At 43.0% G+C, this 15,823-nt stretch carries 17 protein-coding genes and 2 pseudogenes; 5 read left to right on the top strand and 14 right to left on the bottom strand.

The features are described from left to right. Window positions 1-104 precede the first annotated feature (104 nt). Window positions 105-1,007, bottom strand: a complete 903-nt coding sequence (locus Q365_RS0114655; protein WP_028024052.1) for a class I SAM-dependent methyltransferase — start codon at window positions 1,005-1,007, stop codon at window positions 105-107. A 174-nt stretch (window positions 1,008-1,181) separates the two neighbouring features. Then, complete coding sequence (locus Q365_RS0114650) at window positions 1,182-1,613, bottom strand: helix-turn-helix domain-containing protein (protein WP_028024051.1); 432 nt, start codon at window positions 1,611-1,613, stop codon at window positions 1,182-1,184. Window positions 1,614-1,745: 132 nt separating this feature from the next. On the opposite strand from Q365_RS0114650, the gene Q365_RS0114645 reads away from it, so the two are divergent. Next, window positions 1,746-2,249, top strand: coding sequence for a DUF2938 domain-containing protein (locus Q365_RS0114645; RefSeq protein ID WP_028024050.1), 504 nt, complete (start codon window positions 1,746-1,748; stop codon window positions 2,247-2,249). A gap of 158 nt (window positions 2,250-2,407) precedes the next feature. Here Q365_RS0114645 and Q365_RS0114640 read toward each other — a convergent pair whose 3' ends face one another. The 3 genes from Q365_RS0114640 to Q365_RS0114630 all read right to left on the bottom strand — a co-directional run bounded on the left by Q365_RS0114640 (window position 2,408) and on the right by Q365_RS0114630 (window position 3,741). Continuing rightward, the gene (locus tag Q365_RS0114640; RefSeq protein WP_028024049.1) at window positions 2,408-2,752 is read right to left on the bottom strand and encodes a gamma-glutamylcyclotransferase family protein; all 345 of its coding nucleotides are present in this window, start codon (window positions 2,750-2,752) and stop codon (window positions 2,408-2,410) included. Between the two features lie 26 nt (window positions 2,753-2,778). Further along, window positions 2,779-3,132 (bottom strand): VOC family protein, encoded by a 354-nt coding sequence (locus tag Q365_RS0114635; RefSeq protein ID WP_028024048.1) that lies wholly within the window; start codon window positions 3,130-3,132, stop codon window positions 2,779-2,781. Window positions 3,133-3,261: 129 nt separating this feature from the next. Next, window positions 3,262-3,741, bottom strand: a complete 480-nt coding sequence (locus Q365_RS0114630) for an RDD family protein (RefSeq protein WP_051563805.1) — start codon at window positions 3,739-3,741, stop codon at window positions 3,262-3,264. Between the two features lie 306 nt (window positions 3,742-4,047). Here Q365_RS0114630 and Q365_RS27195 point away from each other — a divergent pair. Continuing rightward, window positions 4,048-4,339: pseudogene (locus tag Q365_RS27195) on the top strand (transposase); the annotation flags it as partial. 27 nt (window positions 4,340-4,366) lie between these two features. On the opposite strand, the gene Q365_RS0114620 reads toward Q365_RS27195, so the two are convergent. Then, window positions 4,367-4,954 (bottom strand): hypothetical protein, encoded by a 588-nt coding sequence (locus Q365_RS0114620; RefSeq protein WP_028024045.1) that lies wholly within the window; start codon window positions 4,952-4,954, stop codon window positions 4,367-4,369. A gap of 264 nt (window positions 4,955-5,218) precedes the next feature. Continuing rightward, entirely contained in the window at window positions 5,219-5,683 is a 465-nt protein-coding gene (locus tag Q365_RS0114615) for a GNAT family N-acetyltransferase (protein WP_245621556.1), read from the bottom strand. Between the two features lie 206 nt (window positions 5,684-5,889). On the opposite strand from Q365_RS0114615, the gene Q365_RS0114610 reads away from it, so the two are divergent. Further along, window positions 5,890-6,933: an IS110 family RNA-guided transposase gene (locus tag Q365_RS0114610; RefSeq protein ID WP_028024043.1), complete on the top strand. Its 1,044-nt coding sequence runs from the start codon at window positions 5,890-5,892 to the stop codon at window positions 6,931-6,933. A gap of 470 nt (window positions 6,934-7,403) precedes the next feature. Here Q365_RS0114610 and Q365_RS0114605 read toward each other — a convergent pair whose 3' ends face one another. From Q365_RS0114605 to Q365_RS0114580, 6 genes and pseudogenes are all read right to left on the bottom strand, one after another. Continuing rightward, a complete protein-coding gene (locus tag Q365_RS0114605; RefSeq protein WP_028024042.1) occupies window positions 7,404-7,700 on the bottom strand; it encodes a hypothetical protein in 297 nt (98 codons plus the stop codon). Window positions 7,701-7,719: 19 nt separating this feature from the next. Continuing rightward, window positions 7,720-9,234 (bottom strand): hypothetical protein, encoded by a 1,515-nt coding sequence (locus tag Q365_RS0114600; RefSeq protein ID WP_028024041.1) that lies wholly within the window; start codon window positions 9,232-9,234, stop codon window positions 7,720-7,722. A 132-nt stretch (window positions 9,235-9,366) separates the two neighbouring features. Next, window positions 9,367-9,828, bottom strand: coding sequence for a DUF4231 domain-containing protein (locus Q365_RS25760; RefSeq protein WP_051563804.1), 462 nt, complete (start codon window positions 9,826-9,828; stop codon window positions 9,367-9,369). 9 nt (window positions 9,829-9,837) lie between these two features. Continuing rightward, a pseudogene (locus Q365_RS25755) lies at window positions 9,838-10,197 on the bottom strand (TIR domain-containing protein); the annotation flags it as partial. A gap of 948 nt (window positions 10,198-11,145) precedes the next feature. Further along, on the bottom strand, window positions 11,146-11,562 hold the full coding sequence (locus Q365_RS0114585; RefSeq protein WP_028024040.1) for a GNAT family N-acetyltransferase: 417 nt from the start codon (window positions 11,560-11,562) through the stop codon (window positions 11,146-11,148). A 360-nt stretch (window positions 11,563-11,922) separates the two neighbouring features. Then, window positions 11,923-12,285, bottom strand: a complete 363-nt coding sequence (locus Q365_RS0114580) for a hypothetical protein (RefSeq protein ID WP_028024039.1) — start codon at window positions 12,283-12,285, stop codon at window positions 11,923-11,925. Window positions 12,286-13,029: 744 nt separating this feature from the next. Between Q365_RS0114580 and Q365_RS0114575 the strand changes: the two genes are divergently transcribed. Further along, window positions 13,030-13,482, top strand: coding sequence for a GNAT family N-acetyltransferase (locus Q365_RS0114575; RefSeq protein ID WP_028024038.1), 453 nt, complete (start codon window positions 13,030-13,032; stop codon window positions 13,480-13,482). A gap of 106 nt (window positions 13,483-13,588) precedes the next feature. Beyond that, window positions 13,589-14,611 (top strand): IS110 family RNA-guided transposase, encoded by a 1,023-nt coding sequence (locus tag Q365_RS0114570; protein ID WP_028024037.1) that lies wholly within the window; start codon window positions 13,589-13,591, stop codon window positions 14,609-14,611. A 374-nt stretch (window positions 14,612-14,985) separates the two neighbouring features. Here the strand turns inward: Q365_RS0114570 and Q365_RS0114565 are convergent, their stop codons facing one another. Continuing rightward, window positions 14,986-15,705: a hypothetical protein gene (locus Q365_RS0114565; RefSeq protein WP_028024036.1), complete on the bottom strand. Its 720-nt coding sequence runs from the start codon at window positions 15,703-15,705 to the stop codon at window positions 14,986-14,988. Window positions 15,706-15,823 lie beyond the last annotated feature (118 nt).

Below are 15,823 nucleotides of genomic sequence, written 5' to 3'. Positions count from 1 at the left end.
TAGCTCTATTCAATCTAGCGAATTGGCGGCGAGATATCGACAAAAGTGACGTTCATAATATTTCTTCGCAGTAACACGGTGGTATTGAGTCGAATATCAATGCACTAAGACTTTGCAATCACGAACTTTTCTAGGTTGAAAATCTGATCTTCACGCAGCGCTCTTCCGACTGGCGCAAAATAGACATCGTTGAGATCTGCCAGTGATTGATTCTCTTTCAATAGAAAACCACTTTGATTAAGCAGCGTTTCCATTTCTTCCGCCGTATAGAAGGATATCCAAGGCTCTCCCACTTTGGCAGATAAGCGCTTTATGGTTTCGGCTCGCTTCACCGCATTGGGATATCCCTGACCAAAGCATGCTTTAGGGTCGTCATTAAGACGCTCATCAACGTAGGAGATAAAAAACATTGAACTGACTTCAGGCGTTAACGCTGCCATGTCTTTGACTGTTTCAGCCACGGCTTCTTTCGTGATGTATTGAGAGACACCTTCGAGCGTGAAAATCGTGGACTTGGTTTGATCAAAGCCAGCAGCGAGCAATCGTTCAGATATCGACTGGCGATTGAAATCAACACTCACGTAGGTGACATTATCTGAGTTAGGTATTTCTTTGGGCAACTTCGTGCGCTTTCTTTCCTGAACCTCGGCTTGGTCCACTTCAAAAATTTTCATCGCAGGAGGGAGATCTAGCCGATGCGCTCGCAAATCATAGCCAGCGCCTAAAATAACGTATTGTTCTATCCCATCAACTGCGCTACTTCTTACCAAATCATCAATAAAACGCGTACGCGCAATCAAATGCTCATGAAAACCGGGGGAAAACTGTTGGGTCACCCAAACACTCAATTTATGCCCCATCAGCTTGATTAAGCCAGCCCCAACCACAAACCGATCAGCATAAGGATCATCAATGATGCGTTGCACAGGTTTAGCAAGTGTTTCCATTAAACGCTGCTTGGCTACGCCCTGAGCAGTACCGTCTTTTCTAAACACTGAATTTGTCATAACCACCCCTATCTGCAGCGCCTTTCCTGCATTCCAACCAACCCATTTAGATGCGTCAAAACACACTATGAATAACGTCTTTTTTACGCAGTAACTAATTGACTAAGTTAGCAAAAGCACCCAGAAACGTACAGTAAGAAGCGCACAGTCGAATCAATAGTTATTAGAGGGCTATCAAGTCGGCCGTGATTTTTTATTTTCCTTTCTCACCTTTCGATTTGCGACCTGCAGCATTTCATTAAACTTTGGGCACTCTAGGTGATTTGGCTCTGGGCAATGAGCGGCATGACGAAGACCATCGCGCACCGCCGTAATCTGCAGAATTGTTTGATCTAGTTCCTTTGCTTTATCTAAAAGTCGCTGTCTGTCTATTGTCAAACCATCACGGTTTGAAAACATCTCATGGATTTCCTCTAGAGAAAAGCCCGCCAAACGTCCCAAAGAAATCAAAGAAAGTTGCTTCAATACTTTGGTTTCAAATATACGCCGTAATCCATGACGACCAATGGATTGTATCAATCCTTTCTCTTCGTAATAGCGCAAGGTTGAGGCAGGAAGCCCAGACTGTTTCGCTACTTCTCCAATATCCATTGTGTGTTTTTTCATTTTGTCCCTTGACCTAAAGTCAACTTGAAGTGGCATGATGAATAAACTGACACATCAACAAACGCAACGCCAGAACTCGTTGATGGAAAAAGAAATACAACGTTATTTAACGACAAAAAAGGATAATGGAACATGAACAGCGAGACACTCAATTTTATCGTTACCAGCGTAGTCATCGGTGTTGGAGCCACATTGGTAATGGATATTTGGGCACTGACACTTCGCAAATTCTTGGGAATAATGCCACTAAATTATGGATTGGTGGGGCGTTGGGCAGTACATATGGGAAAAGGAACCTTTCGACACGAGAATATATCTAAGGCGAAGCCCGTCAGAGCAGAATTATTGATTGGTTGGACACTACATTATTTAACGGGCGTGATATTCGCCGCCACACTCATAATGGTACTAGACAATAGTTGGATAACCACGCCGAGTGTCTTTCCTGCCATCTGCTTTGGCGCCCTCACTGTAGGACTCCCCTTTTTTGTCATGCAACCCGCCATGGGGTTAGGGATAGCCGCATCAAAAACGCCTAAACCATCAGTAGCAAGATTTCGCAGCGTAATAACCCATATCATTTTTGGTTTTGGCTTGTACTTGTCGGCAAGCATGATCGGGCCACACTTGTCTTAGCGGTTAATTGTTGAAAGGGACACTAAAGTGGTTTGAGGGATTGTGATAAGAAACTGACACGTCACAGTTTTAGATGACAGCCCCGACCCACTTCAAGAATCACAGCAGGAAGGGAACTGAGAGATAGCGCCTTGGATATCGCCTTGTGTCGGCGCTATTTAAAGGCCGCTTTTCTCTACTTGGTTGAGTGCGTAAACATAAGCTTCAACATTTTGTCCGCTTTCAGTGCTAACCAACACAGGAACTCGCTTGTAACCCGTCCCTTCGTAATCATCTAGCCTTGCCCAATGTTGCGATAAGTGGCTTGAAGAAAAAAGAAAACCTTCCACTTTCTCGCCTTCATTTGACGGCACAATACCAGGACAACCAAGTTCTGATCCCCAGCCTTCATTCACCAAATGCCCCTTCATGGATGCAGCTACCCAGTCGCCCGGAATATCAGCGACAACACCATGATTTGGCCTTCCTGGTGCCAATGTCCCGTAAATAAACAGTCTTTCCATGTTAGGTACCTCTTCTTTCCCTGAATCTAAATTACTTGTCCACGTAAGCCAATTAAGTTACCAAAAGGATCTTCTAGCTGACACATCGTTAGCCCGTGTTCTATTTTCATAGGGCCACGATACAACGTTGCGCCGAGTTGCTCAAAGTGAGCGAGTCGATCACTCAGGCATTCGACTAACCAGTAAACAACGGTTCCTTTTTTCCCAGCGGTTACTTTCTCATCAGCCTGCACTATTTCCAAACAAAAACCGCTTAGTTCAAGTACCGTAAAGTCGGATTCTGGATAGTAGACAGGAGTAGCTTCAGGAAACGCTTTTTGATACCAAGTGAGCCCCTCAGTGACATCGGGAACATGGATAAGAACGGCTACTGGGATCATGTCTCTCTTCTTTTACTTAACGTCAACTTGATGGGCACAAAACTGACTCTCAACCAAAACATACCATCTAAATCAAAAAAGCCGATTGCATCACGATAAGTCCTACGTTTTGCATACAGGTTGAAACCCTTATTTTCGATCTTTTATGACAATTGTTCTAGCCAATAAATCTCCTAAACGTCTTCTTTTCTTACCTAGAATAAACGCTGAATCTATGATTCCGAGAGTAAGGCAAAGAAGGTTTCTAAAAAATGACTGAATGAATGAACAATATGCACCTGTCCGCTTATTAATCACCGAAATTTTAAAAAACCACTTTCCGATACTCTTCCCCCTTGGTAACGAGTCACATAAAAGATAGTAAGACACTGAAAATAAAAGTGAATATATGCGCACGTTTTCGGGTTCAAATTTAGCTTCACTGAGTATGTAAAACACACTGATAAAAATAAGCACACTGATTAAAGAATCTGCCATTTGCGCAAAAAAACGAGCGCGTAGCGGCGCTGGCAAAAAATTAGGATCCTCTGGTAAATACTCTTGTGGCATATCAGCATGCTCCACAAGTGCATCAGACAAATCTCCCAATCGTGGCTCTTTTCTATCCATACCCCTCGTTGTAGCCAACGCCTAGCGATAGCTCTCTCCTCAACATCCTTTTTTAACAATGAGAAAGACATGCACCCTACCCTTGTTCTAATGAACTGCGCGAAAACAACGTTCCACCCAAAAGGAAAGAACGATACGCAATATTCAAATACTACAATATACTCTACAAAATCAGTGTCCCAGTATTCATAAAAACGGGCTCACTCTCTGATGCTTGCGACTCAATCCTCAATCGACGGGGCTTATCTTACGCTGACTAAACTCGGTCGATCCCTTGACGTCATAACCACCGCAAAGCATGCCATTAAGCAGGCAGCTACCCTCATCGTTGTTGCTCCTATGGCGAATGAAAGAGCCGCAATAAAGGTAAACGTGTCATCCAAGGAGGACGCGCACAAGTGAGAACTGTCCTTTATATGGCGTTGATGTAGAAATGAAATGTAATCCGATTTCAAGGCAACTTACACACGCTTGGTGGAAGCTGGAAGCCCAAGAAAGTCGCCATCATTACTGTATGAGAAAGATGGTTGTTATCTTAAACTCTATGCTCAGAGACGGCGTAGTGTGGAATAAAGACGACGCTAAAATCAATTATTGACGCCATAGTCGTTTGCTATGTATATGGTCAACCACTGTAAGTACCCCAATCCCACCACCCCTTAACAGGAGAAGCGACAAGTTTTTTTCCTGAACCGAGCAATATCGTTACTTTAGCAGCAGCATTATGGTTACGGTTTCGAATTTCATTCAGCGCGTCAAAATCAAAAGAAGTACAACCGAACGACGGGAGGTTTAAGGGCTTATCTTTCATTGAGTATATACAGATACTTTCAGAACCCTTGGACCTCAAATAGACATGAAGAATCACCTCATTTCTATCTTTTTCATTGATCAGATGTAAACGTTTTTTTTGTGGGTTTTGATCCTCAACTTTAGATACTATAAATTTAATTTCACTTTCAGACTTCAACTTGAAGTTAGCAAAAGCAACTAAAAAAGCGCTAATAGCTATACACATAGCGACTAAAGTCAAATGATGTTCCGTAGGTTGGATATCGATACCGGTATCAAAAAAGTAATTAATCACTGGCATTAGATACGGCACTGACACTGAAACGATGAATATAAAAATCCCACAGCCCAAAACTATTAATAACAAATGAAACTCCACTTCAATTTTATATTTCCTGGGTATACATAACGCCTGCATCATACGTTTGCTACGATACAGACTTAGCTGAATTTTACTGACTTAATCACTGAAATTAAAGACAAACTGACAACGCCGAATGTAGAGCGGCAGTCCATAACATATCTCAGAATGTCTTGCGGATGTTTGACGAACGGGGGGATCCATGTAGTCCTGTTAAGGTGTGAGCAACGCAATACCGAAGCTCCCGCATACCACCTAAAACACTAAAACCAACGCATGGTAAAAATGCCACGCGTTGCGAATCACTCTTAAACAGTTTGTTTGTTAAATGCTCTTAACCATGAACAAACAAGGGGTACCCTCGCCCCAGAAGTCTGTGATTTCTTCGAGTGGGTAGAAGCCTAGTGCCATATAAAACTGTCTCGTTTTTTCATAGTTAGTATCACCCGCGGATTCACCAAGAGTTTTAACTTGAACAAACTTAACTGCCCCAGCTTTTAAATCTGACTCTATAGCCAAATATAAAGCTCTACCTACTCCTTTTCGGTGATAATCTGCGCTGACGGCTAATACATGTAACTCAGCTGTATGCTCATTGTGATAATTTACCGAGAAGAACCCAACCAATTTGTTTTCGCACCACGCAGTGTAGGTATCTAACTCATCAATTTCCCTTGCATAACAGAGCAAGGCGTCCTCCCTACCAAACCAATCCGGCACTGTTCTGAGTATCGCTTTACACTGTTTACCTAAGCCTCTAGCCGGGGCTTTCAATTCTAAGTCTTCCACCATATCTTCCCTGAGCATTTAACGTTCTAATAACGGGCGTTTACTAGCCCAAACTGATTGAAGCACCTTAATCACAGAGTTTTCATGAAAAAATGCGCCACGAGTAAACGTCCGCGTTGATTTGCTTGATACTCATTGAGCCTTCTCCTCCAGCTTAACCCTCGGGCTAAGCTGGAAGGCGACAAAACCAAAACGGAGAAGACTCAATGAGATTTTATAACCAACAGCATAACTATTACTGCGGCATCGATCTGCATGCGCGCATTCTTTACGTCTGTATTCTCGACGCAACGGGCAATAAAATCCTTCATAAGAAGATTGGCGCTGACCCTGATGCTTTACTGGAAATACTCGCGCCATTTCAAGATGAAATCGTCGTCGGTGTCGAATGCATGCATTGCTGGTATTGGGTCAGTGACCTTTGCCTCGATTATGCTTTTGATTTTGTGCTGGGTCACGCCTTGTACATGAAGGCTATTCACGGCGGCAAAACCAAAAACGACCGCATCGATTCATTTAAAATAGCCTCGCTGCTTCGCGGTGGGAATTTCCCATTGGCCTATGCTTACCCGAAGGTCATGCGCGCTACCCGAGACTTACTCCGCCGCCGAACCAAAATCGTGCGTCATGGTGCTAACTTAAAAGCGCATGTGTCCAACAACTTCAGCCAGTACAATCTCCCTGCACCTAATCTCCAACTTCGCTATCCCTATGCCAGAGAAGAAGTCCGCAACCGCTTCAATGAGCCTGCGATTAACCGCAACCTCGATATCGATTTGAACGTCATTGCCTTTTACAGCAAAGAGCTGGCGAACGTTGAACACTTCATCGAACAAAGCGCCAAACAACATAACCCGCACGATTACCAACTGCTACAAACGGTCCCCGGTATTGGCCGCATTCTGGCGCTGACCATTCTCTATGAGATTGGCAATATCCAGCGCTTTCCAACGGTTCAGCACTTCGCCTCTTATTCCCGTTTGATTAAATGCAAAGCTGAATCAGCAGGAAAACAATATGGTACCAGTGGAAATAAAATCGGGAATGCCCACCTGAAATGGGCGTTCTCAGAAGCCGCCGTGCTTTACCTTCGTGGTAATGAAAAAGCCAAGAAATACCTCACTCGTTTGCAAAAACGGATGAGCAAAGCTAAAGCACTGTCTGCTCTCGCCCACAAGCTTGGGCGATGCATTTACTTTATGTTGAGGAACCAAACCGTGTTTGATGAACGTCGGTTCTTACCCGAATAAGTCGCACAATGGGGTAAGCTGAAGGCCTAACTGGTGCTGAGAAAGAGCACGTTGCTGACTAAGCTCTGTGGGTAGTAAACCCGAATGGTCTGCTGTGCCAAATGTTGTCCAAGCCCGATTGCTTTGATTAGCCGCCCCATTGGTGCGCATTACAACGAACAACAAAGTTGCTTATACCTAGCCTGAGCCTGAAGATAACTGGAAAACCATTGTTTAGCCTTCTTTTTGAATAGTGCCAGCCTGGGTTAACCGATGAATGTCTAGTGGCCCTGTCACACAAGTGGCAGGCAGCGGTGAGACCGCAGTAAGCGACCCTCTATATGTGTTTGCCGTAAGCAACGACTTAATGGCGGAAATGACAGAACGAAGTAGACGGCTTTGTTGTTCAAGAGCATTGGCTGCTAAGGCAGCCAAAAGAATGCTATTGCCTATTGACCGGAGAAGGGCTCATATGTGTTATGCGTTTTCACTTATTTATTTTGGTTATCATATTCTTCAAAATCCATCTCATCCAGAGCATTTTCAACATCATCTGGCTCATTGCTGCCTAGAATAGCTCTGGCCTCAGCTAGTTCCCACTTCGCGACCAACTCTGGCACAATTGCCCGTAATACAGGATAAAGTATGTTTGCAATGATGGTCACCCCAACAATTGCACCAATGAAAACACCTATACCCATTGGAATAGATTCAGAACCAAAATAAAAACCACCATAAAATGCGAGGCCAAACTTGATATAGAAGAATGGAGTCCAGTAGGGGTGCATAATTTTTCTCCTTTAATTATTAAAAAATACTTGCTGCTTGCATTTTTGCCTTGTGCTTGTCGAATAATGGATTACTAAAAGCTGAAGCCTCCACGACAGCATCCAAAAAGGCCGATTGTTTTCCAAAAAAAGTGCTTTTCCCGCTGAATATCCGCGGCTGAAATTCCGTGTTGAAACCTAGACAGTAGTCATCTTTTCCCAACGTTGTGGGTAAACCAGTTCTAACATGTGTTTCGAGGAGCATATGAAGTTCACGCCATGATGTCTCACGTTCTTCTGCAGTGTCTTCCGGACTTGTCAAGATGAATACGAGTTGATGCGGAGGGCAAAGACGCAGTAATTGCTCAACTTCCCAGCGCGCACCTTGCGTGGGACGAAAGCGCACCACCACAAGTGCCGCCCGAGCTATGAGACCTAGAACCAGCTCCTGCCATTTGAGTTTTTCTACATCCTCAATTCGAACACGGCTCGCACCGAGATTAGGTAGACCTTCGCTAGGGCCTTCCAGAGCAATCAAGGGGCCTTCTACATCGAACACCTGACTGAGCTTTTCCTCGGTAGTCTTCATATCTGTAGAATTGAGAAAGTGAGATATGTAGCCATTAGGATCTTTCCCAGCGCCATCTACGATGTGGGAGCGAAGGTAGAGAATCGGAGCCCTTTCATCGTGAGCGAGTGAAATGAGGCCATCAGGCGCATTCTCCCGACGGTATTCGATTGTTTTTTCCCCAATATAACGTCTAAACAAAGGAAAAGATAATAGAGCAACTACCGCTGCTAACACACCTATAGCTTCAATGGGTATTGTCTTTGCGACAGACTTGATAAGCATGGCAATCGAAAAAGGAACAGCTAGAGCGAACATCATAATTGCCGCCCCTTTATTTTTAGGTTTCTCAATTTTACGTAATTCGGGTTTTGTATGCAGAGAAATGTATTTAACTAAACGATATGTTGCATCTAGTTCCAGATCTAGAACATAGGCTAGCCTAATAGCTACCTCTTCTTTACTCTGGCCTTCCATGAGACCTAGATACGTAGTCATTGCCACCTGTTTTATACCCAATTTTTCAGGCAATGTAAGTTGGGGTGCATCAGTCAAATTGGCAGGAAATTTTCTAATCACAACCTCAGTTGGCAAACCGGCCTTAACAAGTTTTTCTTCACGCTCTTTATCATGTAGGCTAAGACCTTCCCTGATTTGAATTAGGTTCTTTAAGAACCCATCGTTTTCGAACGATCCTAAAATACATTTTTCTAAGGGGCGGCACCCCTCTTCCCATTTACGAATTACTTTATGGAAGTCTAAACTTTCTTCTAACTCTTCTGGCAAAATCTCAAGAGACCTGTTGTTTGCTACATACTTAGCTTTATTAAGCAGTAACTTTGCAGATTTAGGGTGAATTACTCCGCGTTGCAGCTCAGCGAGAACGACATCTTCAGGAATACCCTCGCGTAGTAAACGCGCTCCTTCAAGAACTAGGTCTTTAAGTCGTTCGTGTTCTTCTGAATTAGAATCTTGTTCTAGAACCATTGAAAAAAACCTGTCATGTTACTATTCGCCACTAACTAGTTGCCTTTCTTCTTTGTTTGTAGATACAACTTGGTCTTATATGGGGTATGTCCAATTTCAATTGAAATTAGGTATTTACGGATAATGCCCAAATCACAGAGCACGCGTTAGCGTGGTCCGGTTGCTTTGCTTGTTATGTGATTTCTCTTTGGCGGCGCGAGCCCACTGTGTATTTTCTTTGGAAATCAAACTTTCTACACGAGTTACGAAGTGACCGAAAGCATCATCACCATCATAAGGCTTAGTTGCCGTCATGAATAAATACTTCTCATGGCGCAATGTTTCGCAAGTAGTTCGATACATTAGCCAGTTTTCTTGGTACTTATTGAGTGCAGCCAACCCTGCACAAATGGCAATTACAACCCCAAACAAGCCAATAACAACCGTACCGTAAGGAATTGATTTGCTATAACCAGCAATAAAAGGAATAATCGCTGCACTTACTATTTCAACGACCCTTAAATATTTAAACCACCTTTGGTTCGACTTACTTTTAGTGCCATACCAGTTGATTTGGTCATCAACTCGATCTTTTAAATATGCGCTTTCATCCATAGTTTTACCTCATTTAAATAGCTCCCAAATACCACCAACAACGACTTCTTTATTCCAACCCACAGTTTTACTTGCCGCTTGCCCAACAACGCTAGAGGTACGCTGTGCTCCCCAAGGGTTTACAGCAAGTATTGGTTTGCCATAGGCCACCGCACCATCAATCTCTTTTTGAATCCACTTGCTGTAGTTAGCATACATTCCTGTCGGAATGACAATTACGTGGCCTCTAGAAATTTGATTATCGAGAGCCTGACGAAGTTGTGTGTCATTATTAGCATTGTGTATAGGATCATTCTTAGGTACTGAATAATCACGCAAGTCTAAGGACGCCTGACCAACACTCCAATTATGGTTAAAGACCCAATCAGCTAGCGTGTCGTAGTGATTGGAATAAGATCAGGCATGGCTAATAAAAACATGTATTTGTCTCGTGCTCATTTACAGATCCATTGTCTGATTGAGTAGTACGCATATCGTTCTAATAACGGGCGTTTACTAGCCCAAACTGATTGAAGCGCCTAAATCACAGCATTTCTATGTGAAAATGCGCCACGAGTAAACGTCCGCGTTGATTTGCTTGTTAGCCCTTGCTCCGCACTTTCCCGGCTTCGCCGCCAACACCCAAAGAACGCTCCGTTTTGTGAATGCAACTTCGCCCCTAAAGATAAAACCATTCAATAAAACCAAGGACATTAAATTCAACTTAGCAAAGATCTCCGCATGGTTTTGCATCAAATATGGGATTGGTTTGAGGAGGGTTTTGAGATTATACAGCCTGCGACAAAGTGAGGGACTAGCTAGCCAAACATCGCATTCTAAACACGGAAAGAACTGACGGATAACGTTCGAATAACGGGCGTTTACTAGCCCAAACTGTTTGAAAAGCCTAAATCACAGCGTTTCTATGTAAAAATGCGCCACGAGTAAACGTCCGCGTTGATTTGCTTGTTAACCCTTGCTCCGCACTTCCGCGGCTTGCCGCCAACCCGCTCTAGAAACAAATCACTGCACGAGACGTCGATACAATTGCTTGTTTAAACAACAAAGAAATAACAGCTTTGCTTTGAATTCAAATTCCTCAGTGACCGTTTCGACTCTGGACACAAACCGATGAAGCTTCAATCACGATCAAACTAGATACAAATCACCAGCTATGAAAAGCAAGTTTAGCCCGCCAAACCTCGAAGCAAAGTACATTCATTGTGAACACGGGATAACGTCAGCATAATGGGCGTTTACTAGCACAAATTGATTGAAACGGCTAAATCACCGTTTTTGAAAAATGCGCCACGAGTAAACGTCCCGTTCATGCTCTTGTTATGTAATGATTTTTCGACCACGATCGAGCACCCAGCAACGCTCATTTCTTGTGTAACCAAGCTGCTCGTAATATTCATTGGCTGTTGGTGCGGCGATTAGGAACAGTTTGCAAGTAGACTGTATTTGCGCTTGAGTTTGAATCTGTAACTGCTTCCCAATACCTAACATTTGATATTTTTCATCAACCGCTAGATCTGATAAATAGCAACAATAATGGAAATCTGTAACTGAACGGGCAACACCTACCAGCTTACTACTATCCCAAGCAGTGACGATGAGATTGCTATTATCCAGCATCCCTCTAATACAGTTGGTATTTTCTACTGGGCGACGTTCTCCAAGAGTCGTTCGCTTAAGCAGGTCAATAAATAGTTCAGCAGAAATTTGCTGATTAACCTTATACTCAATCTTCAGTGTGACCTCCTTGTCACATAACAGTGTATTCAACCCCAAAATGGGGTGTTTAAACACCCCATTTTGTCCAATAATAACAGTACGTATGAATGTAATAATTTGTAATGCACTAATTCATAATCACTTTAACCGATTTTTAAAAATTGTGTTTGGAGAAATACCCCAAAACGGCGTGCTTCGGTATTATACACCTTACCTACAAATACTGGATGGATGAACAGTGGTTCGTTTTGACGTATAACGTCGCAATAACGGGCGCTTACCAAACCGCCCAAAACTGCTTTAATCCTTTGTATACACTAAACTTTTAAAAACTGCCGCAGTGGCAAAGCGTCCACGTTTATTGCCTTGTTATGTAAATCATCTCGGATACTCAATTTCCTTTTTGTGCTCTACACCACGATCATCAACTGCCAAAATAAAAGGTCCTTGTTTTGCAGGCCATTGAAAATGCAGTGCTGTTAATGATTCGAGCTTAACGTTCTGATTTATAAGATGCTTACTTAGACCGGCGAACCAATAGCCGATAGATTTCTCAATTCTTTCGCTGCAAAGCTGGTATGGCTCGAAATGCCCATTGAGCCAATCAATTGATATGTCGTACCCTTTCCTATGAATACTAGTTAACTCATATAAAACAAAGTCACCGTCAACATAGTTTTCATAGCTTATGTAACTATGTCCGAAGTTATGTATCGCTGACTTAATGTTTTTGTATTTCATAACCCACCAGTCACATAACGCCGCACTAAGCGGACTAAAATGGTGGGTTATACTGTGGAGCGAAGCGGAACGTAACCCACTGTTTTAGTTCCGTTTAAGTGCCTTGTTATATGTTGATTACTCGGCTTTTAATTCTGAAAAATACCACTGTAGTAATATTGCAATACTAGTCAACGGCAGTACCGTCATAAGGAAATTTAAGTACCAAGGATTATCAAAAGTTGAGAACAAATATGTGTATATAACATAACCAAGAAATCCAAGTACTCCACCAAGAACCGAAGAGCTATAAGTTGAGAAGTGGGATTTACCTTTACAATTAGGACACTTATATGGTGACCACTTTGTTACCAAAAGGAACCTTATAGGGTTACAACGTTTTTTGCAATGTGGACAATTGGTCATCTCAACTCCAAGTTTGATGTAATTAGATTGAAAACATATAACGTTCGAATAACGGGCGTTTACTAACCCAAACTGATTGAAACGCCCGAATCAGAGCATTTCTATGAAAAGCAGGTTCAGTTATCCAAACCTCGAAGCAAAGTACATTCATTATGAACACGGGATAACGCCCAATTAAGTAGTGAGCAACGCTGCCACCCGACCTAACACATTGCACCGTAATCACTAAAGCCGATTCAAACCGAGAATGCCAAGCGTTGCGAATCTGCTTAAATTGTTTGTTATGTGATACTTTCCACATCGTATATACTGATGGAAAACAAACACATATGAGTACTTATGCTAAGACAATTACAGCTTGCTGATAAAGAAAAAATGCTTGAGCTTGTGAACAAGACACAAATGTTTGAAGCAGAAGAAGTTTCATTTATCGCTGAGACTTTTGAAGGTGAATCCAGTGAAGCTATTTGGTTCGGCAAATTTGACGACGAACTAATGACCGGTGTCGCGTACTGCGTACCAATGGAAATGACCAACGCAACATGGAATGTACTAATGTTGCTCGTTGATCCTGAGCATCATCGTAATGGAATCGGTAGAGACTTGATGCAACTAATGGAAAGCACTTTGACCAAGCAAGGGCAAAGACTTCTTATTGTAGAAACCTCAAGCACAGACGATTTTCAGACAGCAAGATCGTTTTATAGTGCTATTGGCTATGCTCAACAAGGGGCTATAGAACACTATTACGACGATAATGACCACAAAATTACGTTCATCAAAAGACTGTAATTTACTAGGAGTTCTGATGGGAGCTCCTATCACATAACGAATGACATGGATCCCCCCTCATGTGGATTTGCCACACTTAAGTGCCATATTCAAAACCGGAGGTTCCATGTCTTCTTTAATCTTTTGCGGTGTTGACCTCGCCAAACACCACTTCTCATTGCACGCTGTCGATGAGCGAGGAAAAGTCACTCTTCACAAATCGGTGTCTCGCGCTAAATTGCTGTATAAATTAGCAAATATGCCACCTATGCGTATAGGTCTCGAAGCTTGCAGTGGTGCGCATTATTGGGCGAGAGAGTTCATTAAACTCGGTCATGATGCCCGCATTATGGCGGCGAAATATGTGGGACCGTATCGTACCAAAGGCAAAAATGACCTTAACGATGCCATCGCTATCTGTGAAGCGGTTCAGCGTCCCAATACGCGCTTTGTCCCCGTTAAATCGCCTGAGCGACAAGCTATCTTGTCCATTCACCGAATGCGTGAACACTGGGTACGAGAGCGCACGGCTCTCATCAACCGTATTCGCGCTCTGCTGGCTGAGTTCGGTATTGTTTTTCCCACAGGTCGCGCTGCTATTCATCGTGAAGTGCCACTCATTCTTGAAGCGGCGGAAAACGGTTTGCCCGACATTGCACGTGCGGTCTTAGCTGACTGTTTCGAACATCTTCAAACGCTTAATCAGCGCATCAGTGAAGCAGAGCAAAGCTTTGATCTTGTGGTAAAAGCGAGTCCTAGTGCTATGCGCATCATGAAAGTAAGAGGTATCGGCCCTCAAACGGCTACCGCAATTATCGCCACTATCGGCAAAGGGGAACAATTTGATTCAGGTCGAGACTTTGCCGCTTGGCTAGGGTTAGTCCCTAAACAGTATTCCACCGGTGGTAAGCCCAGACTTGGGCGGATCACTAAACATGGCGACAAATACCTACGAACATTACTCGTCCACGGTGCTCGAGCCGCAATCACCAATATCGGTGAGAAGCAGGACAGGCTCAGTAATTGGGGACGAGATGTACTTGAACGGCGAGGCATGAACCGAGCGATTGTCGCACTCGCCGCTAAGAACGCACGAATTATCTGGGCGTTATTACACAATCAAACTGAATATCAAGACTACGCGGCCTAACACCCAAGTCACGTAGAGAAACACCCCAACCGGGTCATTGCAGACGCAGCTGATGAGAATAGGTTAAGACCATTTGCAGAGAGCCTGTTAATGCGGCGGGCACATTTGATGCCTTCTAACGAATAAGGCACTGCAACCGCGCAATGTCATCAGGGCCATGACGAGAGTCAGATAAAGGCCGAATGTAGAGCGGCAGTCCATAACATATCTCAGAATGTCTTGCGGATGTTTGACGTACGGGGGGATCCATGTAGCCGCATTAAGTGGTGAACAACGCGACCACCCAAGCTTAAACCTTGCCACATTTAGCACTGAAGCCAAGCTAAGCAGAAATCGCCAAGCGTTGAGAATCCGTCTTAAATGCTTTGTTATATTTAAATTCCGAAACTATCATCTTCAATAATAACCCCATTGCAATCAGGAAGTCGGTCTATTTCTTCGAGATAAATTTTTAATTTTTCTACCATACTATTACTCCATTCAGATTTCGGAATCCATGTTTTTGCAACTAAGCCATTACTCTCATCAATAGAGTGGATATATGTGAATGGAACAAATGAACATTTAGTCAATAGTATGAAGTCTTTTGTGGGTAAAGTTCCATTAACTTTGCCTTCCATAATGAACAAATAATGTTTACTAGCCCAGTGTGCTATATCTTTTAAACCCGAAGCTTCACTGCGCATAATGAGCCTTGCTAACAAATGCTCCGATAGATTAAAAGCACACACAGGATTAGTAAAAGTGAGAGTTTTTGTATCAAAGAGCATAACAACAATCGGTAGTAACTTTGATTTGTGGTACTCCAATGTCAAACGATCAGAAAAAAAGGCTAACTCGACATATTTCGGTTTTTTAGATGAATTTCCTCTTGAGTTTTTTGAGTCCCTCCGATTGACCATTAGGTTTCCATAAAGCTCTTCAAATGAATCAATCATTTTGAAAAAATTTTTACGAGTCCTTGCTCTATATCCAGACAAAAAATTTGGTAAATTCTCTTGGTGCATTATTTCACCATTTCGTATCCAATTTCGAGCTATTGCTTTTGCATGACTCTCATCCTGGATAAAGTCTGGTCTAGCTATTTCTTTCATAGAACCCCTATATCACCTTAAATATAACGTTCTAATAACGGGCGTTTACTAGCCAAAACTGATTGAAGCGCCTAAATCACAGCGTTTCTATGTAAAAATGCGCCACGAGTAAACGTCC

The sequence above is a fragment of the Enterovibrio calviensis DSM 14347 genome, assembly GCF_000621165.1.
Lineage (GTDB): Bacteria > Pseudomonadota > Gammaproteobacteria > Enterobacterales > Vibrionaceae > Enterovibrio > Enterovibrio calviensis.
The sequence above is the reverse complement of the archived record's forward strand: the minus strand, read 5'-3'. Positions and strand labels throughout refer to the sequence as shown.